This is a genomic window from Vibrio profundi, from assembly GCF_005281835.1.
Classification (GTDB): Bacteria; Pseudomonadota; Gammaproteobacteria; order Enterobacterales; family Vibrionaceae; genus Vibrio; species Vibrio profundi.
Genome location: NZ_RZIS01000008.1, coordinates 167,628 through 189,431, shown reverse-complemented (window position 1 = coordinate 189,431; position 21,804 = coordinate 167,628). Strand labels below are relative to the sequence as shown.

The window sequence follows — 21,804 nt, the reverse complement described above, 5'->3', positions numbered from 1 at the left end:
TGGTTTATACCAGCCCTTTTTCATTAGAGGAATGAGCGATGACGGTCGTTGTTCGTGAAGGTACATTAGAAGAAGTTATTAGCGTTGTTGAACAGATTGATGAATTTGCACATAAGGAAACAGTGGAGTCCTTAACAACGCGCATTAAGGGGAAGAAGTCCCTAATTTTGGTTGCAGAAGAGCAAGGGCGATTACTTGGCTTCAAAATTGGTTATCAGTTAGATAGCACGACTTTTTATAGTTGGTTTGGTGGTGTGACTTCTTTCGCAAGAAATAAAGGGGTGGCTCAGCAACAATTAGATGTTCAGGAGAGATGGGTGCGGGAACAGGGCTATCAACAGCTAAAGGTGAAGTCTCGTAATCAATTTCCGGTAATGTTGCGGTTATTACTAAGGAACTCCTATCTAATTGAAAAGTTAGAAGAAAAAGAAAGTATTGAAGAATCTCGAATCCATTTTGTAAAGTTTCTATAAATTAAATGAGATTTTTTCTCATTTAGAGCTTGACTGTGAAATGAGAATCATTATTATTAACTGCGTCTTAGGGAATGAGGAAACAGTTCACAAGGATGTTGAATCAGCGAGTAAATGGCTCACTGAAAAACAGAATTCTCGCGAACTTATACTAAGTTCTTTTTGACACGACATTGCTCACATTGCTTCCAGTGTAATTTATAGCTTTTTGGTTAAGCTGTAGTATTCATTTAGAATGGCTTACCGTTTTTTGCTAGGCGACATCTTCGGGTGTCGCTTTTTTTCTATTTACGCAAAACCATCCTTTCAAATTTGTGAATAAAACAACATCAGCATTCTTTTCCACAATGCAAGATCGTAAAAAGATCGTAAATTAGATGATCGATCTCTGGTTTTATTATTTGTTTTCAATGTCTTATGTTTATTTTGGTGTGCTTTTTATCTCAGTTATCAACTTGTGGGTAAATAATATAAACAGAGTTATCCACAGAAGGGTGTTTTGGGCGGTGAAAAAGTAACAGGTAAATGCCAGTCTCAGATAAAGGTGTTGGCATAGCATCAGAGCTAGAGACGTGGCATCCTTAACAGATCATTTCTGTACTTACTGGATACACAAATATTATGGCTCGTATTCCTGATAATCCGTTGATTCTCATTGACGGTTCTTCTTACCTTTATCGTGCTTTTCATGCTTACCCTGGCACCATGAGTAATGGTGATATCCCAACCAATGCCGTTTACGGTGTTGTGAATATGCTCCGCAGCATGATGCGCCAATTTGCCTCTGATCGTATTGCGGTCATTTTTGATGCAAAAGGCAAAACGTTCCGTGATGATATGTATCCAGAGTACAAAGCCAATCGTCCTCCGATGCCCGATGATTTACGTTGCCAAATCGAGCCATTACATAATGTTATTCGTGCGATGGGCTTACCACTGATTTCAATTCCAGGTGTGGAAGCTGATGATGTGATCGGCACCTTGGCCTCTCAGGCGTCTAACGCGGGCATTCCGGTACTGATCAGTACTGGTGATAAAGATATGGCTCAGCTGGTGGATGAGAACGTTACCTTGATTAACACCATGACTAACGTGGTGATGGATCGCGAAGGTGTAATTGAAAAGTTTGGTATCCCACCTGAACTTATTATCGATTACCTCGCATTAATGGGCGATAAAGTCGATAACATCCCAGGTGTACCTGGTGTCGGTGATAAAACAGCGACTGCTCTTCTACAAGGCATTGGTAGCATTGAAAAGCTATATCAAAACCTTGATGACATTGCCGCTCTTGGCTTCCGTGGCTCTAAAACCATGGCGAAGAAGCTCATCGATAATGAAGATAATGCCAAATTGTCGTATGAATTGGCCACCATTAAGCTAGATGTTGAACTTGAAGAAACTCCTGAGTCCTTGGTGAAAGCAACGCCAGATACCGATGAGCTGATCAAACTGTACGGTCAGCTGGTATTTAAATCTTGGTTGAATGAGTTACTTGAGGGGGGGACGGGAGTTGTTGAAGCGGACGAAAAGTCTGCCTCAGCAGGAGCGGGTCGCAATAGTACTCCTTCAACCGCTACAGAAATGAATACCTCAGCGGTGACTATCGATCGTAGCCAATATGAAACGATTCTAGATCAAGAAACCTTTGCTAAGTGGTTAGATAAATTACAAGCTGCAGAAGTGTTTGCCTTTGATACCGAGGCCGACAGCCTAGATTACATGGTCGCTAACTTGGTTGGGCTTTCGTTTGCGACAGAAGAAGGCGTGGCGGCGTACGTACCAGTAGCACACGATTACCTAGATGCTCCTGAACAGCTAGATCGCGATTGGGTTCTTGAGCAACTTAAACCGATTTTGGAAGATGATACTCAAGCTAAAGTTGGCCAGAACCTCAAGTATGATGCGAGTGTTTTGGCTCGATACGGCATCGAGATGAAAGGCATTAAGCACGATACGATGTTGGCTTCTTACGTGTTCAACAGCGTAGGTGGTAAGCATGATATGGATAGCCTAGCGTTGCGTTTCTTACAACATAGCTGCATTTCTTTTGAGCAGATTGCAGGCAAAGGTAAGAAGCAGCTAACGTTCAATCAAATAGAACTCGAGCAAGCGGCGCCTTACGCGGCGGAAGATGCAGATGTAACTTTACGCTTGCATAACCGCTTAATGGAAAATATTGAGCAAGATGAAAAGCTGAAAGCTATTTACCAAGAGATCGAAGTACCATTGGTTCCGGTTATGTCTCGTATTGAACGCACAGGCGTATTCGTTGATGACATGCTGCTTGGCGCTCAATCGCAAGAAATAGCAGTGCGTTTAGATGAACTAGAACAAAAGGCGTACGAAATTGCAGAGCAAGAATTTAATCTGAGCTCTCCTAAGCAGCTTCAAGCGATCTTGTTTGAGAAAATGGGATTACCCGTTATCAAGAAAACGCCTTCCGGTGCCCCTTCTACCAATGAAGAAGTTCTGCAAGAGCTGGCTCTTGATTACCCGCTACCTAAGTTAATCATCGAATATCGTGGATTAGCGAAGCTGAAAACGACTTACACCGATAAGCTGCCTAAGATGATCAATGCCGAGACTGGGCGTGTTCATACGTCTTATCATCAGGCCGTTACTGCAACGGGGCGTTTATCTTCTACCGATCCTAACTTGCAGAATATCCCTATTCGAAACGAAGAAGGTCGCCGCATTCGTCAAGCGTTTGTAGCGCCGCATGGCTGGAAGATTCTAGCGGTCGATTACTCTCAGATTGAGTTGCGTATTATGGCACATCTATCGGGTGATAAAGCGTTATTGGAAGCATTCCAACAGGGTAAAGATATTCACGCAGCGACAGCGGCTGAAATCATCGGGGTAAGCATTGAAGATGTTTCTACCGAGCAACGTCGCCGTGCTAAAGCGGTTAACTTCGGTCTTATCTATGGCATGAGCGCATTTGGCTTAGCGAAGCAGCTTGGTATCCCTCGTGGTGAAGCCCAGCATTATATGGATACTTACTTCGAACGTTACCCAGGTGTGATGCAATACATGGAAGACACGCGTAGTGCTGCGTCGGAGCAGGGCTATGTTGAAACTATTTTTGGCCGTCGCCTGCATTTACCAGAAATCAAATCCCGTAATGGTATGCGTCGTAAAGCCGCTGAGCGTGCGGCGATCAATGCTCCAATGCAAGGTACGGCTGCTGATATCATCAAGAAAGCCATGCTGTTGGTGGATGAGTGGATTCAAGCGGAAGGTGATGGCCGCGTGAAGCTGTTAATGCAAGTGCACGATGAACTAGTATTTGAAGTTGAAGAGTCAGCTCTGACCGAAATTGAAAGTAAAGTACAGGAATTGATGGAAGCTGCTGCAGAGTTAGCAGTTCCATTAGTCGCAGAAGCTGGTCATGGTGATAACTGGGATCAGGCGCACTAGTCAAAAATCATACTAAATAGAAAGATTATTATGAGCCAGCGCACAAACGCTGGCTTTTTTTTGGCGTGAAAAAAGATCCTAAGCAAAAAGGCACTTCGTTGTTTAATGAAATTTTAATGAAAATAAACTACAAAAATAGTTTCCATTTCTGACCAATTGTTGTACATTAAATCTCGTAGGGTACAGAGGTAAGATGTTCTATCTTTCAGACCTTTTGTTTCACGTTATTGGATTAGGCTGATTCAGCCGCCCCAGTCAGTATTTGACTGGGGCGTTTTTTCTTGTGCTAAAGAAATTTATATATAATTCAAAGCTCTATAATCTTATCGCTACTCACTTCTCTTTCCTTGATTCTTATCCAGAGCATTTTGTTTGCTTACTCAACTCTTGATTGTAATTTGTTGATAGATCCATCTGTAATATTATTCCCTTCACAGTTTGGTTAATTCTTGTTTGGAATTAAGGGCTTTTAGATCATGCCTGTCGGTGTAACTAATTGATCTTTATGGGTTGTGGTGTTTTTTAATAGATGGGCTCAACCGAAAGTGTGATTGAATTACAGAATGTTTTAAGTCATGTTAAACAGATAATTAAAACGAATAGTATTTCTCTCCCTTTCCCCGCTAGGATGGCGGGGAGTTTCTTTCCCTTGCTACTGCTTGGTCGTTTCTTTTTCTTCCTGTAAATAAAAAAACCTCACACAGAGGTGAGGTTTCGTACGTTTTCGTGTTGCGTAGAGCTATCTATTCAACGTCGGAGTCGTCTTGTTGCTCTTCTTCAATTAGGTGAGCAAATGCAGGGGCAAACCACTCATCCATTTTGTTTCTTAGTTGATCAACACCAATCCCTTTTAGGGAAGAGAAGACATCTACCTTTACATCACCACCGAATGATTCCGCATCTTTACGGATCTTAAGCAATTGTGCTTTACGAGCTCCGCTCTTGAGCTTATCAGCTTTAGTCAGCAATACTTGCACAGGGATACGGCTATCAATTGCCCAGTAGATCATCTGTTGGTCGAGATCTTTCATGGGATGGCGAATATCCATAAGCACCACTAAGCCTTTCAATGATTCACGCTTTTGTAGATATTCACCCAGTGATTTTTGCCACTTCTTTTTCATTTCAAGTGGTACTTGTGCAAAACCATATCCAGGTAGATCGACAATATGACAACCTTCATCCACTTTGAATAAGTTGATCAGCTGAGTACGGCCTGGTGTTTTACTGGTTTTCGCTAAGCTTTTTTGGTTTGTCAGGCGGTTTAACGCACTAGACTTACCTGCGTTGGAACGTCCTGCGAACGCAATTTCGATACCTTCATCTTCTGGTAAATGACGAATATCTGGCGCACTCGTAATGAAATGCGTGTTTTGATAATGAATTTTTACGCTCACTGTTAACTCCATCTCGACTTTGTGTAGTCGATTGATTACTTTTTTGTGAAATTGTGTAAAATAACCGTGCTCGGCATAAGGTCGCCTATTGTACCATGAGTGGCAACATAGAGTGGTACTGGAAGCTTGATAATTATAATGGAATGTCATGAAGAAATTAGCGCTAATTTTGAGTCTTTTAGCCAGCTGCTCAGTATGGGCTCAAGGTAGTATTGAAGCTGGTAAAGCAAAATCACAAACATGTGTTGCCTGCCATGGTGCTGACGGCAACAGTCTAATCACCAATTACCCGAAACTGGCTGGTCAACATGCCAAGTACCTTGAGAAGCAGTTGAAAGATCTCAAGTTAGGTATGACAAGTGGTGGTAAGCAAGGTCGTTACGATCCAGTAATGAGTGGTATGGCTATGCCACTAACCGATGAAGATATTGCAGATCTTTCTGCATATTACGCATCACTACCGATTTCTGGTAATACAACACCAGAAAACGTAGTAGAAGCAGGTAAAGTGCTTTACACAGCAGGTGATGCCGAGCGTGGTATTACAGCATGTATCGCGTGTCATGGCCCTCGTGGTAATGGTACGGAGTTGTCTGGTTTCCCTAAGATTTCGGGCCAGCAAGCTGATTACATCAAACTGCAACTAGAAAAATTCCGCGACGGTAGCCGCAATAACGATATGAACGCGATGATGCGTGATGTCTCTAAAAAGCTAACCGACGAAGATATTGATACCTTATCGAAGTACGTTGGTGGTTTACACTAATAAGATACACGCTCGAGCACAGAATTAAGAAGCGCCCTTACCATTTGGTAGGGGCGTTTTCTTTTGTCTCCATTTTCTCACTGTCCTGTGAGACATTCGCCATTCTTTACCGTATAACTTTAAATTAACAATTCTAATTTATTGATTCATAAAGCGATTTAAAACTGAGAAATATATAGATCTAAAGTGTGAACTCAAAGGCTGGTCGCACTACGCTGACGCGGTATAGTAAGCGCATCGGCACGGAGCCGAACTCAGATATGGATGATCGCCTTTGTCTAATGGTATAGACAGAAATGGATCAGGCTTGGATAGCCCAGTAACAAGGTGTTAGAAAAGGAAAGCCAAAATTCATCAGGACGATGAAAAACAAACAATTTGGCAAGGAAAGCACCAATAACAAATGGAGATTTGTGTACCAGATTGAGTATACAAATTTTGGCCAGTACAGGCAGATTTAGAGAGCGATAGGTTTTCCTATCGCTTTTTTTATTGATTTGCTGAAAAAACACTCAATACCTCTCCACTCTATAGCCAGTTTCTGGTATGTTTCGCATCCCTGTTTAAGGATGTGCACATGTATACTTGTCCCTTATGCCATCACGATAGCGTGATTCATTATTTTGCTGATAAACGTAGAGCCTATCTACAGTGCCAGCAATGTGAATTGGTATTTGTTGACCCGCAACAGCGGTTAGCTGCAAGCGAAGAAAAAGCACACTATGATCTACATGAGAACGATCCTAGTGATGAAGGCTATCGCCGATTTCTATCGCGCGTTGCCGAACCACTAACAGATAGAATACCGTCTAACTCTCAAGGGTTGGATTTTGGTTGTGGCCCAGGCCCTACATTATCTTTAATGTTAGAAGAGGCAGGGCACACAATGGAGTTGTACGACATTTATTATCACCCTGATGCTACTGCATTAGAGAGAACGTACGACTTTATGACTGCCACTGAAGTGATAGAGCATCTTTATCACCCTGATCAGATATGGCAGCAATGGTTGAATTTAGTTAAGCCAGGTGGCTGGATTGGTTTGATGACCAAACTAGTAATAGACGTAGACGCGTTTGCTGGTTGGCACTATAAAAATGACCCAACGCATGTGGTGTTTTTTAGTCGCCAAACATTCCAGTTTTTGGCTGAGCGGGATAAGCTCGAACTCGAATTTGTTGGAAATGATGTAATTTTACTGAGGAAGACCCAGTAATGAGCCGTAGTAAGAAATCTAGAAAGCCGGGAGCCGCTGGTGCTCCTGAAGTTATTGTAACTCGCAACCGTAGCGAGTCTGACGTTGAAGGCCGTGAGCGTAAACGTCTTAAAAAGCGTAAAGGTTTGAAGTCGGGTAGCCGCCACTCTGATGGTAGCGAAGCGAAGCAGCGTAAAGCCGCACAAAACCGCGATCCACGTTTAGGCAGCAAGAAAAAAATCCCATTGGTTATCGAACCAGTGAAGAAGCAAACCAAGCAAGAGCGTAAGCTTTCTAATGAGCAAGAGCTGGAAATGCTTGAAAATGATGCTCAACTGAACATCTTGCTTGATCGTATTGAAAATGGTGAAAACCTAGGTGCTGGTCTACAGAAATACGTCGATGAGAAGCTAGATCGTATTGAGTTCTTGATGGATCGCCTTGGCTTGTTAGAGCCAGAAGAGGAAGAGACATTCGAAGAAGCGCCAGTGTCTGTATCGAAGAAAGCTAACTCAGATGAAGACTTGCTATCTCAATTTGAAGATATCGATTTAGATAACTTTAAAGGGTAGAGCCTGATGAACGTAACCTTATTAGCCATTGTTGGTGGATTGATCATTCTCGGCTTAGGTGCATATGCAGGTTACCTTCTTCTTCAAGTTAAGAAGCAGACGGAACTGCAAGAGCAGCATAAAGCGTTAGCGATTGAAAAACGTAACGCGAATATTTACGACAACGTGAATACGCTGTGCTTAGCGGGAATTCAGGGTCAGTGCGATTTGTCTGAAATCAGCATTCGCATCTATAACATCATGGACTACGTTCAAGGTGATGAGCGTGTTGATTTTGAAGTCGAGTACCCAGCCCTTTCTGAGCTATTCCATGTGGTTAAAGACATGGCGCGTGGTGAAGACAGACAAGCACTCGTGAAAAAAGAGCGAATGCAGCAAAACTTGGCTCGCCACAAAGCAGAAACTCGCTTGAATGACGCGATTATTGATGAGTTAAAACAGCTTCAAAAGAAAGTGAAGCCAATGAATAATCAAATCAACATTCAAATGATCTAACTATTAAGGCTTACTGGCTCCAGTAGGCCTTTTTGTTCCTAACCTAGTGTGAGTGATCACGCTAGCAGTTCTGAATATTTTTCACCAAAACTTGTTTTCGCATCAAACGACATAGAAAGTCGTATGGCAAAATAGCCAGTCTATATTTAATGTATGTAAATGATTATTGAGCTTACTCAAATGCTCACTGATCTTAACCGGAAGTACCATCATGTCGAGTCAGCCAGTAGTAACCAATCAGCAAATCGTTTGGGATCAAGCCATCTTAGACAAGTATAACTATTCTGGACCGCGTTATACCTCTTACCCAACAGCGTTAGAGTTTCATGAAGCGTTCACAGTAGCCGACTATGACATGGCGTGTACTCAGTACCCAGACCGTCCGTTGTCGCTTTACGTACATATCCCATTTTGTCATAAGCTTTGTTACTACTGCGGTTGTAACAAAGTCATCACTCGTCACTCACACAAAGCCGATGAATATCTGGATGTGATTGAGCATGAGATCCGTCAACGCGCTTCCTTGTTACATGGCCGAAAAGTCACGCAATTGCATTTTGGTGGTGGTACGCCAACCTTCCTAAGTAAAGAACAAATCTCGCGCTTGATGGCTATCCTTCATGATGAATTCAACTTTGAAGGCGATGCAGAAATCAGTATTGAAGTGGATCCGCGTGAAATTGAATTAGACATGCTGGATCACTTACGCAGTGAAGGATTCAACCGTTTAAGCATTGGTGTTCAAGACTTCAATAAAGAAGTGCAGAAGCTAGTGAACCGTGAGCAAGATGAAGAATTCATTATCGCTATGGTACAGCGCGCAAAAGAACTTGGGTTCCGCTCAACTAACCTGGATTTAATCTACGGCTTACCAAAGCAAACAAAAGAGTCTTTTGCCGAGACTTTGAAACAAGTATTAGAAATGCAACCAGGGCGTTTATCGGTGTTTAACTACGCCCACATGCCTCAGCTGTTTGCGGCGCAGCGTAAAATTAAAGATGACGATCTACCGATCGCTGAAGAGAAAATGGCGATTCTGCAAGATACGATTTCAACCTTAACGGGTGCCGGCTACCAGTTTATCGGTATGGATCACTTTGCTCTACCTGATGACGAGCTAGCCGTTGCACAGCGTGAAGGCGTTTTGCACCGTAACTTCCAAGGCTACACCACGCAGGGTGAGGCCGATCTCGTAGGCTTTGGTGTGTCTGCTATCTCTATGATGGGCGACGCTTACGCGCAAAACCAAAAAGAGCTCAAGAAGTACTACGCTCAAGTGAACGATTTACGTCATGCATTATGGAAAGGCGTGGCACTAGACGCGGATGACTTACTGCGTCGTGAAGTGATTAAGCAGTTAATTTGTAATTTTAAGCTGGATAAGACTCAAATTGAATCCGAGTTTAAAGTAACGTTTAACCAGTACTTCAAAGAAGACCTTCAATTGCTACAGACATTTATTGATGATCAGCTGGTGGAGGTGGATGACCACGAAATTCGCGTGACTCTGCGTGGCCGTTTGTTAATTCGTAATATCTGTATGTGCTTCGACAAGTACCTTCGAGCGAAAGCGCGTCAGCAGCAGTTTTCTCGCGTGATTTAGTTTTAGCGAGATTCAGATAATAAAAAGCCCGCATCATAAAATGCGGGCTTTTTTGTTTTTCGGTAGGCTCATAAACGTGAGCCTATCGCTTACTAAATTTGCTTAAGCGCGGTTTGCAACTTTGTCTTTCAGCTCTTGTTTCTCAGCATCAGAGATGAAAGCTAGGTCAAGGCCGTTGATTTGCGCTTGGCGAATCTGTTCTTGGCTTAGGCCCGCTTGAGGTGCTGCGACTTCATATTCGTGTGGCAGTTCGATACCTTCTACTGCAGGATCATCGGTGTTCAAACACGCTTTCACGCCGTGCTCAAGGAACTGCTTCACTGGGTGGTTTTCTAGTGAATCAACGGTACTAGTTTGGAAGTTAGATGTTAAGCAAGACTCAATACCAATGCCGTTTTCTGCAAGGTAATCCATTAGTTTTGGATCGTGAATCGCTTTCACGCCGTGGCCAATACGTGTTGCACCTAGCTCTTGGATCGCTTGCCACATGCTTTCTGCACCTGCAGCTTCACCAGCGTGTACTGTTACATTCATGCCAGCATCACGTACTTGATTAAAATGCGTTACGAATCGATCGCCTGGTTGGCCTAGCTCGTCACCTGCAAGGTCAACCGCTACGATTTTATCTTTTTGAGTTAAGATGCCATTAAGTTCTTGTTGGCATGCATCAGTACCGAAAGTACGACTCATGATACCGATAAGGTTCGTTTTTACCCCAAAGTCACGCATACCCGCTTCGACACCATCGACAACCGCTTCGACCACGCCTGCTACAGGAAGTTTGTGCTTCATTGCCATGTAGTAAGGAGAAAAACGCAGTTCAGCGTAATCAATTTGAGCGTTAAGCGCATCTTCTACATTTTCATAAGCCACTCGGCGGCAAGCGTCAAGGTCGCCTAGTACCGCAACACCCCAGTCTAGCTTAGATAGGAATGCCACCAGTGAAGGCTCAGCTTCAACGATTTGTACGTGAGGAGTCAGTGCTTCGACGTCGTAGGCAGGTAATGCCACACCAAACTTTTGGCCTAAATCTAGAATAGTTTGAGTACGAATATTACCGTCTAGGTGGCGGTGTAGATCAGTAAGGGGTAAATTTTTAGTTATCATTATGACTATTTCCAGATTGAAAAATGTGTGTGGGTTATATCAGTATAAAATGAATCGAAAAAGTGTCAGCAACAAAAGCGTATGAAAACAGCAATTTTCGCTGTTTTCTACTTCATGTTAACCAAATCTGTTGGCCAATCTTCAAAAGGTACCGGGCGGCTGTAGAGGAAGCCCTGAGCTTGAGGGCATTGTAATTGGCAGAGCAGTTCGGCCTGCTGTGGCGTTTCTACACCTTCGGCGACCAAGTTCACTTTAAAGCCTTTCGTGATATTAACAATGGCGGCCACGATAGAGCTGTCGAGGTTTTCCTGCTCTAGCTTGCTGACGAAACTGCGGTCGATTTTTAAACAATCAAATGGCAGTTTATGTAGGTAAGCTAAAGAAGAGTAGCCAGTACCAAAATCGTCAATCGCAATCCAAATTCCTAACGCCTTGAGTGCGAGCATGTTATCAATGATCGTTGGATCGTTGTCCGCAATACGTGATTCTGTGATTTCTAAGGTCAGATTATTCGGGTTGAGCTTGGTTGTTTCCAGAATATGTTTAACGTCGCTTAAGAAGTTATCTTGCGACAGTTGGTCGACCGAAAGATTAACGTGAATCGCGAAGTTAGCCGGCCACTTGCCAGATTCAATCGCTGAAGCGGTATCTCGGCAGGCTTTGAATAGAATTTGACGACCGATATCGCTGATCAAACCGGTATCTTCTGCTAATGGGATGAACTCGAGAGGAGATATCACCCCTTGTTGGCTTATCCAGCGAGCCAAAGCTTCAGCGCCAACGGTCTCCCCCGTTTCCAGATCGATGATGGGCTGATAGAAAGGGATGAACTCTTGTTGCTCGATGGCGGAGTTAATGCGCGCCAACATTTTAGTACGGTTACGTGACGCATCTGCCATCTCTGGGCTGTAGTGACTGATACTCGCTTTATCTTGTTTGGCTTTGCTAAGCGCAATACTGCTGTTTCTAAGCCAAGCCGTCATGTCTTTACTTGGTGAAGTACTCACAACGCCCACGGACACATTGACGATGATATTGTCGTTTTCCATACAAAACGGTGAAGCAAAGGTCTGCAGTAAGCGGTTCGCCAGCAGGTTAATGTCTTCTTGGTCGGTGACATGTGGTGCGTAGATGGCGAATTCGTCGCCTCCGCGAGCGATTAAGTACTCGCTAGGTAAGGTGCTTTGTAAACGTGAAGCGGCGATGACTAACAGTTGATCACCATTATGATGACCAAGGCTATCATTGATATCACGAAAACGATCTATGCCGAGCAAATATAGGCTGCCAGAGCTGGTGGCATTGATTTTTTCACTGGCTTTTAACAAGCCTTCACGGCTATACAGCTGAGTCAGGGAGTCGTAGGTCAGTTGTGCCTGCAGCGCATTAAAGGACGCTTTTAAGTTATTCGCCATTTCATTAAAGGCGTGTACCAGTAAACTGGTTTCGTAGATATTACCTGGTTTTGGCATGTGACTTTCCCAGTCACCATTGGCCAAGTGCTTGGCTGCTGCTGCCGTGGAAGTGATAGGGCGAGTGATACGATTGAAAGCGAATAAACCAATAAATATGCCGATTAAGCTGACCACCAAACCGATAATCCAGCTGTTTTTCTGACTCTCTGGTAGTTGTCCGAGCAAATCGCTTTCTGAGATCGACATACCGATGTACCACGTGAGACCAAATTCATCTTTATAAGGAGTGATTTGGCTGAAGTAACGCTCACCATTTAAATCAAAATCAAAGCGATGGACATATTGTGTATCGGTGTACTGGTGATCGTGTACATAATCAGCGCTTTGGCGAATGATAGGATTGGTGCTTTCAGTTGCCAGCAAACGCACGCCTTTTTCGGTGTTATTCGTTCCCCAAGACACCACACTTCCACCGCTTGAATGCGCGACCAATCGCTGTTCTTGGTCGATGATGTAAACCGACGCGTTGGTTTTCTCTTTAAGTGATTTTAGAAATGCGTTGAAAGTATCGATTTTGATGTCGGCTACGAACACGCCGATGAACTCGCTATCATCATAAACGGGCGATAACGCGGACAAGGTAATTTCTTGGCGTTCATCAACATTGGCATAAATAGAAGACCAAGCTGGTCGTCGAACTTCGGCCACCGGCGCGTACCAAGGGCGGATTCGTGGGTCATAACCTGTGATGACAGAGCGAATATCGCTGGTCATTTGGCGGCCGCGATAAATGACCAATTGGTCGTTGGTACGTGAGTCTTGCAACATCAAGGTGTAGCCAGCATTGGACTCTTTACGAAAGCCTACATAGTTAGTTGCTTCGGATCCAAAGCCGAGCACGTCAAGCTGAGGAATGGTTTGGTATAAGTCGGTAAAGCTATCTAGCATGTAATCTTGGATAACGTCTAGATTGCCTGCTTGGTATTGGTGATTAAAGCCAATGCTGTGGCTCAATGCCAGTGCCGCATTGAATGGCTCTTGTAAGAAGGTACTCAGGCTTTTATTTACATTGGCGGTTAATGATGTCAGCTGTTTAGCGCTAATATCATTAACCATCTCCTCGTAGCTGCTTTTTTGAGCAAGCACAATTACACCAATAGTGAGAAGGAAAATCATCACAAACGGCAGAACAACGGCAGTTCTTAGTGTAATTTGCGTTTTTATCGGCATGCTAAGCTACAAGTTGGTGTATGTTGTACTGTAATTGTACCCACTCGTAATTGGCGCCGCGAGCCTTTTTTTGATTAAAAAATAGCTGCAACCTTAGTCATATATGGGTCAATACAGTTCTTTTAATTTCCTAGTTAGCGTGTTTCTCCCCCAACCAAGTACTTTTGCTGCGTCTTGTTTGTGACCTTTGGTATGGTCGAGAGCGGCTTCTAAAAGTATACGTTCAAATTCTGGGAGTGCATAAGAAAGCAGCTCTTTTTCTCCTGAATCGAGTGCACACTTTGCCCAATTGGACAGCTGTTCTTGCCAGCTATCGGTTCCTGGAGACACGCTTGCAGGCTTTTCGTCGAGTAGTTCGGGAGGTAAATCGTTAGGCAGTATTTCGCTACCACTAGCCATCACGGTTAGCCAACGGCAGATATTTTCTAGTTGTCGGACATTACCTGGCCAATTCAGTCGATTTAAAATGGTGACGGTATCTGAATGCAGAGTTTTGACTTCTACTCCTAATTCTTCAGCCGCTAACATTAAGAAGTGCTGGGTAAGCTTTTCGATATCTTGCTTACGTTCTCTTAGCGCGGGAATATGGATGCGAATAACGTTTAGACGGTGGAATAAATCTTCTCGGAACTCGCCTTCGTGAACTAAGCGTTCTAAGTTTTGGTGGGTGGCAGCAACGATTCGCACATCCACTTTTACAGCAGAGTGTCCACCGACGCGATAGAACTGACCATCAGACAATACACGTAGCAGGCGCGTTTGGATATCTAGCGGCATGTCACCGATTTCATCTAAGAAAAGTGTGCCGCCATTAGCTTGTTCGAATCGACCTTGGCGTACACTATTTGCTCCCGTAAAGGCTCCTTTTTCGTGACCAAATAACTCAGATTCAATTAAGTCTTTAGGTATTGCAGCCATATTTAAGGCGATAAAAGGTTTACTGGCGCGGGGGCTGTGGCGGTGAAGGGCGTGCGCGACTAATTCCTTACCAGTACCGGACTCACCGTTGATCAATACGGATATTGATGAGCGGGATAAGCGGCCAATCGCTCGAAACACTTCTTGCATTGCCGGTGCTTCACCAATGATTTCAGGCGCATTGGTATTTAACGCTTCTTCACTTACTTGGCCGCGTTTTTGTTCATGGCTATGCGCAATGGCACGTTCGACTAGGGTTAAGGTTTCATCGATATCAAAAGGTTTTGGCAAGTATTCAAACGCACCTTGTTGATACGCATTGACCGCCGCATCTAAATCCGAGTGCGCGGTCATAATGATCACAGGTAAGTCAGGAGAGCGTTGATGCACTTGGTTTAGCAGTTCAATACCATCGATCCCAGGCATGCGAATATCAGATACCAGCACATCTGGTGTTTCGCGCTCAAGCGCCATCAACACACTTTCGGCGTCGGCAAATGTTTCGCATTTGATATTGGCAGAAGATAGTGTCTTTTCAACGACCCAACGAATTGAACTGTCGTCATCAACAACCCATACGTATCCTTTACTCATAATTAAATCCTTTGCAGCAGACGCTAAATGTCATGTCTAAAATTCTGTGATGATCGCGGTCGTTCGTTGTTATTGTTCGAGCTGACGAACGCGTACTAAATCGGTAAATAAATGGTGAAAGTCGTATGGCCAGGCCAACTTTCGACGTCGATCTTGCCATTATGCTGATCGATTAAATTTTGTGAGATAGATAACCCAAGCCCAGTGCCACCTTCTCGGCCGCTGACCATTGGATAAAATAAGGTGTCTTGTAATTCATGAGGAATGCCAGGGCCGTTGTCGATGATCTCTACGCGAGCCGCCAGTTTATGACGTTGCCCATGAATGTTGGCTTGGTGCACCGTTCTGGTGCGAATGAGAATTTTGCCATGTTCTTGTGCAGAAAGTATCTGCGCCGCATTACTAACAATGTTGAGCATTGCTTGTTCGACTTGTGCTGCGTCCATCATTAAATCAGGTAAGCTAGGGTCGTAATCTCGTTCGATGGTCAGCGCGGGTCCTGCTTCTAATTCCACAAGCTGACGCACTTTCTCTAAGGTTTGGTGGAGGTTCTCAGATGTTTTCTTGCCAGGCTTTTGCGGGCCAAGTAAGCGATCAACCAGTGCTCGTAGTCGGTCTGCTTGCTCAATAATGATCTGAGTGTATTCAGTAAGGGATTGATCGGGAAGCATCTTTCCAAGCAGTTGTGCCGCCCCTCTTAAGCCACCCAACGGGTTCTTTATTTCATGCGCCAAACCACGCACTAACAGCTTCGCTGCTTGTTGTTGTGCATGTTGGTTGAGTTCTTGGCTTAAACGGCGTTGTTGATCAATCTTTCTCATTTCGACCAACAGCATAAGCTCTTTTTTCCAAGATATAGGGCTGACAGTGACTTCAAGCATCAGAGGTTTATTGTCGACCACAAAAGTCACATCGCTATCGGTAATGCTTTGTCCGCTTTGCAGTGGCTGTGTTAAGAGGGCGAGGTCAAGGGATGCGTGCTGAATGAGTTGGCTGAGAGGATGATCGACCATGCGCTTGGCGCTCTGAGAAAACAGCTGCTCAGCGGCTGGGTTGGTGTAGCGAATGAACAGCTCTTCATCCAGCATTAGAGTAGCGGTCACCATGTTATCGAGGATGGCACTCGATAAGCCTTCATTGTTCAGACTATCTCTTTGAGCTTTTATGTTCACTATGGCGTCCTTGTCCTAATTCACGTGTGTGCACCATTATGGTGCGTGTGAATTCAAGTATGGCGCATAAAAACCAGAAGCTAAAGAAGATTGACCCGATTTAGGCCAGTTTACTCACTCGTTTATGCCCTATTGCCTTACTTGACCGTTGCACGGTGTAAATACACAGTCACAGGTCTAGACGATGCAATAAGCTTGCCGCTTCTATGTGCTTGAATTGAAATAGTATGCGCACCTCGATCAACGTTTTTCAATTGCCAATTAAACTGGATTTGAGGTGCACCATAGCGCCGTCCATCAAGCACCAGTTGTAATTGTTCTCCAATTCCTAGCTTTCGATTGGTAGCGATCTGTATATCAATCAAGCCTTGATTGCTGCGCAGCGTTTGATCGTGTTGCGGAGTTTGCAGAGTAAGCTCTAACGCCAAAGGTTTGCTGGGTTCGTTCACGCTTTTGGTGTGAAGTGGTGAAATGCGTAGAGTGCTTTTGGGCGTATCGACAGGCGTTGAGTTCTCGAATTTAGGCGCGGGGGCAGAGGCTTTGTAGTCAGGCAGTATCAGCTTTTTGGCATTGCTTTCTAGCGGTGTATCACTGAAGTGAAGCACTCCGTTTTCATCTTCCCATGTATAGACGGTTTGCGCTTGTGTGTTCAGAGTGAGACACAACGCCATCACAATTAGGGTTAGCTTGTTTCGCATGCTTCGCTACCTCGGTCGGGTGATTTTACGTATTGCTGAGTATTATTATTTAGATGGTGCTTCTTGGAGCGCTGACAGAATGTCGAGGGTATGTTACGAGGGTGAATATTATGGGCAAATACAAAAAAGGCTCGCCTGCGAGGCGAGCCTAATAAATTGTATTGATGCTTACATTTTACATCAGCGGTGATTAAACCGAGTAGTAAAGTTCAAACTCAAGTGGGTGAGTTGTCATGTTTACTTTCTCTACGTCTTGCGACTTAAGAGCGATGTAAGAATCGATGAAGTCATCAGAGAATACGCCGCCAGCTGTTAGGAATTCACGGTCAGCGTCTAGCTCAGCTAGTGCTTGTTGTAGAGATTCTGCAACTGTTGGGATTTCTGCTGCTTCTTCTGCAGGTAGGTCGTATAGATCTTTATCCATAGCTTCACCTGGGTGGATCTTGTTCTTAATACCGTCAAGACCAGCCATTAGCATTGCAGAGTAGCATAGGTATGGGTTCGCTGCTGGGTCACCAAAACGTAGCTCGATACGACGTGCTTTAGGGCTTGGTACTACTGGGATACGGATAGAAGCAGAACGGTTACGAGCTGAGTAAGCTAGCATAACAGGTGCTTCGAAGCCTGGTACAAGACGCTTGTACGAGTTAGTTGATGGGTTCGCAAATGCGTTGATTGCGCGAGCGTGCTTGATTACACCACCGATGTAGTAAAGGGCAGTTTCAGATAGACCGCCGTACTTATCACCTGCAAATAGGTTCACACCGTCTTTTGCTAGAGATTGGTGAACGTGCATACCAGAACCGTTATCACCTACAAGTGGCTTAGGCATGAATGTCGCTGTTTTACCAAATGCGTGAGCAACGTTGTGTACAACGTACTTGTAGATTTGAGTCTCATCAGCTTTTGTTGTTAGCGTGTTGAAACGAGTAGCGATTTCGTTTTGACCCGCAGTTGCTACTTCGTGGTGGTGAGCTTCAACAACTAGACCCATCTCTTCCATTACTAGACACATTGCAGAACGGATGTCTTGAGAAGAATCGACAGGAGCTACTGGGAAGTAACCGCCTTTAACGCCTGGACGGTGACCTTTGTTACCGCCCTCGAAGTCAGAACCTGTGTTCCAAGCTGCTTCTACGTCGTCAATTTTGAAGAATGAACCTGACATGTCAGTTGCGAACTTAACATCGTCAAATAGGAAGAACTCTGGCTCAGGACCGATTAGAACTGTGTCTGCGATACCTGTTGAACGCATGTACTCTTCTGAGCGTTTTGCGATTGAACGTGGGTCACGGTCGTAGCCTTGCATAGTTGCAGGCTCAAGAATGTCACAACGAATGTTTAGCGTTGCATCTTCAGTGAAAGGGTCAAGAACTGCAGATGCAGCATCTGGCATCATTACCATGTCAGATTCGTTGATACCTTTCCAACCAGCTACTGAAGAACCATCGAACATTTTGCCTTCTTCGAAGAAGTCTGCGTCGACTTGGTGTGCAGGTAGAGAGATATGTTGCTCTTTACCTTTAGTATCAGTAAAGCGTAGGTCAACAAACTTAACTTCGTTTTCTTGGATCAGCGATAGTACATTTTCTACTGACATCTTGGATAACCTCCAGTGTTATTAAAGCGGTATTAGCTCGATTCGGTTGAAACTAGCATTGATTAATGTCTATTGAATTGCATTAATCGATGCTGTTTTAGCTAAAGCCAAAATCGTGCCAAAAAAATTATTCCCTTAATTTCAAGGCTTTGCGTTGTTTGTGGCTCTTTTGAAGTATTTAAATGCACCAAATTGATCATTGGGTGCACTTAAATGGTGCAATTGAGTGTGAGTGCACCAATATGAGTCACAAGCGCATACCATTCAGCAATGATTTCAGTTTGTTGTCAATCCACTTTTTTCTGATCTGACTCTATTTGATGAAACAATGACTATAATTTGTTTGATATCAAGCTTGGCAGAGCACTATTGCAAACGCATGACGCGGGCCAGTTGAAAAAAGACTTGTCTGAGATCACATATCTCTGGGGTTTTTTCTAAAATCTGGTATATTATTGACCGTTTTTTTAATCAAGCTAGCGGCGCATATTCAGATGGTGAGTAATGTGCGGCTACTTTTATGAGTGAATCGAAAGTCCATGTCTACTCCACAGATCGATAAGTTAAGAAATATCGCGATTATCGCGCACGTTGACCACGGTAAAACAACGCTGGTTGATAAACTGCTACAACAGTCAGGCACACTTGAATCTCGTGGTGAAGCTGAAGAGCGTGTCATGGATTCGAATGACATCGAAAAAGAGCGTGGCATTACCATTCTTGCTAAAAACACAGCAATTAACTGGAATGACTACCGCATCAACATCGTAGATACTCCTGGACACGCGGACTTCGGTGGCGAAGTTGAGCGTATTATGTCTATGGTTGACTCTGTTCTACTAATCGTTGACGCAGTTGACGGCCCAATGCCTCAAACTCGTTTCGTAACGCAAAAAGCATTCGCACACGGCCTTAAGCCAATCGTTGTAATCAACAAGATTGACCGCCCTGGCGCTCGTCCTGATTGGGTTATGGATCAAGTATTTGACCTATTCGATAACCTAGGTGCGACTGATGAACAGCTAGACTTTAAAGTTGTTTACGCTTCAGCGCTTAACGGTTGGGCTTCTTTAGAAGAAGGCGAAGAAGGCGAGAACATGGAACCATTGTTCCAAGCAGTAGTAGATACTGTTGAAGCGCCTAACGTTGATATCGACGGTTCACTTCAAATGCAAATCTCTCAACTTGATTACAGCTCTTACGTAGGTGTAATCGGTGTTGCTCGTGTTACTCGTGGTTCTGTGAAGCCAAACCAACAAGTGACTATCGTTGGTGCTGACGGTAAGCAGCGTAACGGTAAAGTAGGTACAGTTCTTGGTTACCTAGGCCTAGAGCGTCACGAAGTGGATCAAGCTAACGCTGGTGACATCATTGCAATTACTGGTCTTGGTGAGCTGAAAATCTCAGACACTATCTGTGACCAAAACAATGTTGAGCCAATGACTCCGCTTTCTGTTGATGAACCAACAGTAACGATGACGTTCCAAGTAAACACTTCTCCGTTCGCGGGTAAAGAAGGTAAGTTTGTGACTTCACGTAACATCCTTGAGCGTCTACAAAAAGAACTAGTACACAACGTAGCTCTACGCGTTGAAGAAACTGATAACCCAGATCGTTTCCGTGTTTCAGGTCGTGGTGAACTTCACCTATCTATCCTGATCGAGAACATGCGTCGTGAAGGTTTCGAACTTGCGGTATCTCGTCCAGAAGTAATCATCAAAGAAGAAGATGGTCAGCTAATGGAACCGTACGAAACAGTAACGATTGATGTTCTTGAAGAGCACCAAGGCGGTATCATGGAAAACATCGGTCTACGTAAAGGTGAGCTGACTGACATGGCACCAGACGGTAAAGGCCGTGTTCGTATGGACTTCATGATGCCTTCTCGTGGTCTTATCGGTTTCCAAACTGAGTTCATGACGTTAACTTCAGGTTCTGGTCTTCTTTACCATACATTTGATCACTACGGTCCACACAAAGGTGGTGTAATTGGTCAACGTAATAACGGTGTTCTAATCTCGAACGCAACGGGTAAAGCTCTGACTTACGCACTATTCAACCTGCAAGAGCGCGGTCGTCTGTTCTCTGAGCACGCGGATGAAGTTTACGAAGGTCAAGTTATCGGTATTCATAACCGTTCAAACGACCTAACAGTTAACTGTCTGAAAGGTAAGCAGCTAACTAACGTTCGTGCATCAGGTACTGATGAAGCGCAAGTTCTTACTCCTGCTATCAAGTACACTCTAGAGCAAGCTCTTGAGTTTATCGATGAAGATGAACTAGTAGAAGTAACACCAGAAAACATTCGTATCCGTAAGAAGTTCCTTACTGAGAACGAACGTAAACGTGCAGCACGTCCAGCTAAAGCATAATTTAGCTAACGTTTAAGCGTATAGAAAAGGGCGAGAAGTGATTCACTTCTCGCCCTTTTTGTATTCGTGCTGGATAAAGGTTTCGAATTTCTAACCTATTTGGTTTTTAGTTTATTCAAAAACCTATCTGATTCTGCAATTGCAGTATTCATCTGTTTAATGGCGAATTGGATGTCGCGTTCTAATGTCATAAACTCCCCTTGTAGTGCGCCTATGGCACTAGCGTTGAGGTTGTGCTTCAAGTACAAGGTGTTATCGCGCAAGGTATTGAGTACCGGTGTCATTTTTTTCTCAGCTCGTTTCATCGCTGAAATCATGGCTTTGTAGGAAGATTTCGTATCGTTAAGCTTTTGCTCACTAGAGCGACGTAATTTATCACTGGTATAAAGGTCTAGCTCATCTTGCCATTCTTCGAATAATGCCGCAGAGACATCTTCTATCGCGGCAATACGGTCGCTGACATCTTGTGCGGCTTGTTCACTGTCTTGGTATTTGCCGTTGATGGTGTTGTACATACCTTCAAGCTCTCCACCGTTGAAGTTGGTGAGTGAGGAGAGAACTTCGAGTGCGCTAGAGAATTCTTGTTGTGCGTCTTGTTGGGACTGCTTGGCGTCTTCAACTCGATTAACCATGATGTCACGCTTGTGGTAGCCCACTTTTTCCATCGCGGAATAATATGCAGACTGACATCCAGTTAAGGTAAAAATAGATAGCACTATAGCAATTAAATAAGGCATCCTAGTTTCCTATAGTTAAGTTGCAGAATATTAATTA

The 21,804-nt window shown here is 44.1% G+C and carries 17 protein-coding genes; 9 read left to right on the top strand and 8 right to left on the bottom strand.

The window, feature by feature from the left end; translation table 11 throughout:
* Positions 1-38 precede the first annotated feature (38 nt).
* The 3 genes from ELZ11_RS18475 (at position 39) to spfP (ending at position 4,137) form a co-directional block, all read left to right on the top strand.
* Entirely contained in the window at positions 39-473 is a 435-nt protein-coding gene (locus tag ELZ11_RS18475; protein ID WP_137358854.1) for a GNAT family N-acetyltransferase, read from the top strand.
* A gap of 621 nt (positions 474-1,094) precedes the next feature.
* Complete coding sequence (gene polA / locus ELZ11_RS18470) at positions 1,095-3,896, top strand: DNA polymerase I (protein ID WP_137358853.1); 2,802 nt, start codon at positions 1,095-1,097, stop codon at positions 3,894-3,896.
* A gap of 193 nt (positions 3,897-4,089) precedes the next feature.
* On the top strand, positions 4,090-4,137 hold the full coding sequence (gene spfP / locus ELZ11_RS24145) for a small protein SpfP (protein ID WP_438356636.1): 48 nt from the start codon (positions 4,090-4,092) through the stop codon (positions 4,135-4,137).
* A 502-nt stretch (positions 4,138-4,639) separates the two neighbouring features.
* Here the strand turns inward: spfP and yihA are convergent.
* The gene (gene yihA, locus ELZ11_RS18465; protein ID WP_137358852.1) at positions 4,640-5,293 is read right to left on the bottom strand and encodes a ribosome biogenesis GTP-binding protein YihA/YsxC; all 654 of its coding nucleotides are present in this window, start codon (positions 5,291-5,293) and stop codon (positions 4,640-4,642) included.
* 148 nt (positions 5,294-5,441) lie between these two features.
* Here yihA and ELZ11_RS18460 point away from each other — a divergent pair, with 148 nt between their 5' ends.
* The 5 genes from ELZ11_RS18460 (at position 5,442) to hemN (ending at position 9,924) form a co-directional block, all read left to right on the top strand.
* A complete protein-coding gene (locus tag ELZ11_RS18460; protein WP_137358851.1) occupies positions 5,442-6,059 on the top strand; it encodes a c-type cytochrome in 618 nt (205 codons plus the stop codon).
* 577 nt (positions 6,060-6,636) lie between these two features.
* Positions 6,637-7,275, top strand: a complete 639-nt coding sequence (locus tag ELZ11_RS18455; protein WP_167494720.1) for a class I SAM-dependent methyltransferase — start codon at positions 6,637-6,639, stop codon at positions 7,273-7,275.
* Complete coding sequence (gene yihI, locus ELZ11_RS18450; RefSeq protein ID WP_137358849.1) at positions 7,275-7,826, top strand: Der GTPase-activating protein YihI; 552 nt, start codon at positions 7,275-7,277, stop codon at positions 7,824-7,826. Before ELZ11_RS18455 ends, yihI begins: the two co-directional genes overlap by 1 nt.
* A gap of 6 nt (positions 7,827-7,832) precedes the next feature.
* On the top strand, positions 7,833-8,321 hold the full coding sequence (locus ELZ11_RS18445; RefSeq protein WP_137358848.1) for a DUF2489 domain-containing protein: 489 nt from the start codon (positions 7,833-7,835) through the stop codon (positions 8,319-8,321).
* Between the two features lie 211 nt (positions 8,322-8,532).
* Positions 8,533-9,924, top strand: a complete 1,392-nt coding sequence (hemN, locus tag ELZ11_RS18440) for an oxygen-independent coproporphyrinogen III oxidase (protein WP_137358847.1) — start codon at positions 8,533-8,535, stop codon at positions 9,922-9,924.
* Between the two features lie 102 nt (positions 9,925-10,026).
* Here the strand turns inward: hemN and add are convergent, their stop codons facing one another.
* The 6 genes from add to glnA all read right to left on the bottom strand — a co-directional run bounded on the left by add (position 10,027) and on the right by glnA (position 18,658).
* Positions 10,027-11,031, bottom strand: a complete 1,005-nt coding sequence (add, locus tag ELZ11_RS18435; RefSeq protein WP_137358846.1) for an adenosine deaminase — start codon at positions 11,029-11,031, stop codon at positions 10,027-10,029.
* Positions 11,032-11,138: 107 nt separating this feature from the next.
* Positions 11,139-13,676 (bottom strand): phosphodiesterase GepA, encoded by a 2,538-nt coding sequence (gene gepA, locus ELZ11_RS18430; RefSeq protein ID WP_137358845.1) that lies wholly within the window; start codon positions 13,674-13,676, stop codon positions 11,139-11,141.
* Between the two features lie 108 nt (positions 13,677-13,784).
* The gene (gene glnG / locus ELZ11_RS18425) at positions 13,785-15,188 is read right to left on the bottom strand and encodes a nitrogen regulation protein NR(I) (RefSeq protein WP_137358844.1); all 1,404 of its coding nucleotides are present in this window, start codon (positions 15,186-15,188) and stop codon (positions 13,785-13,787) included.
* Positions 15,189-15,283: 95 nt separating this feature from the next.
* Positions 15,284-16,360 carry a nitrogen regulation protein NR(II) gene (gene glnL / locus ELZ11_RS18420; RefSeq protein WP_308699259.1) on the bottom strand — a complete coding sequence of 359 codons (1,077 nt, stop codon included), beginning with the start codon at positions 16,358-16,360 and terminating at the stop codon, positions 15,284-15,286.
* Between the two features lie 137 nt (positions 16,361-16,497).
* Positions 16,498-17,058 (bottom strand): DUF4124 domain-containing protein, encoded by a 561-nt coding sequence (locus ELZ11_RS18415; RefSeq protein ID WP_137358843.1) that lies wholly within the window; start codon positions 17,056-17,058, stop codon positions 16,498-16,500.
* A 190-nt stretch (positions 17,059-17,248) separates the two neighbouring features.
* Positions 17,249-18,658: a glutamate--ammonia ligase gene (gene glnA / locus ELZ11_RS18410; protein WP_137358842.1), complete on the bottom strand. Its 1,410-nt coding sequence runs from the start codon at positions 18,656-18,658 to the stop codon at positions 17,249-17,251.
* A gap of 539 nt (positions 18,659-19,197) precedes the next feature.
* On the opposite strand from glnA, the gene typA reads away from it, so the two are divergent.
* A complete protein-coding gene (gene typA, locus ELZ11_RS18405) occupies positions 19,198-21,030 on the top strand; it encodes a translational GTPase TypA (protein WP_137358841.1) in 1,833 nt (610 codons plus the stop codon).
* Positions 21,031-21,125: 95 nt separating this feature from the next.
* On the opposite strand, the gene ELZ11_RS18400 is transcribed toward typA, so the two are convergent.
* Positions 21,126-21,767 (bottom strand): DUF2959 domain-containing protein, encoded by a 642-nt coding sequence (locus ELZ11_RS18400; protein WP_137358840.1) that lies wholly within the window; start codon positions 21,765-21,767, stop codon positions 21,126-21,128.
* Positions 21,768-21,804 lie beyond the last annotated feature (37 nt).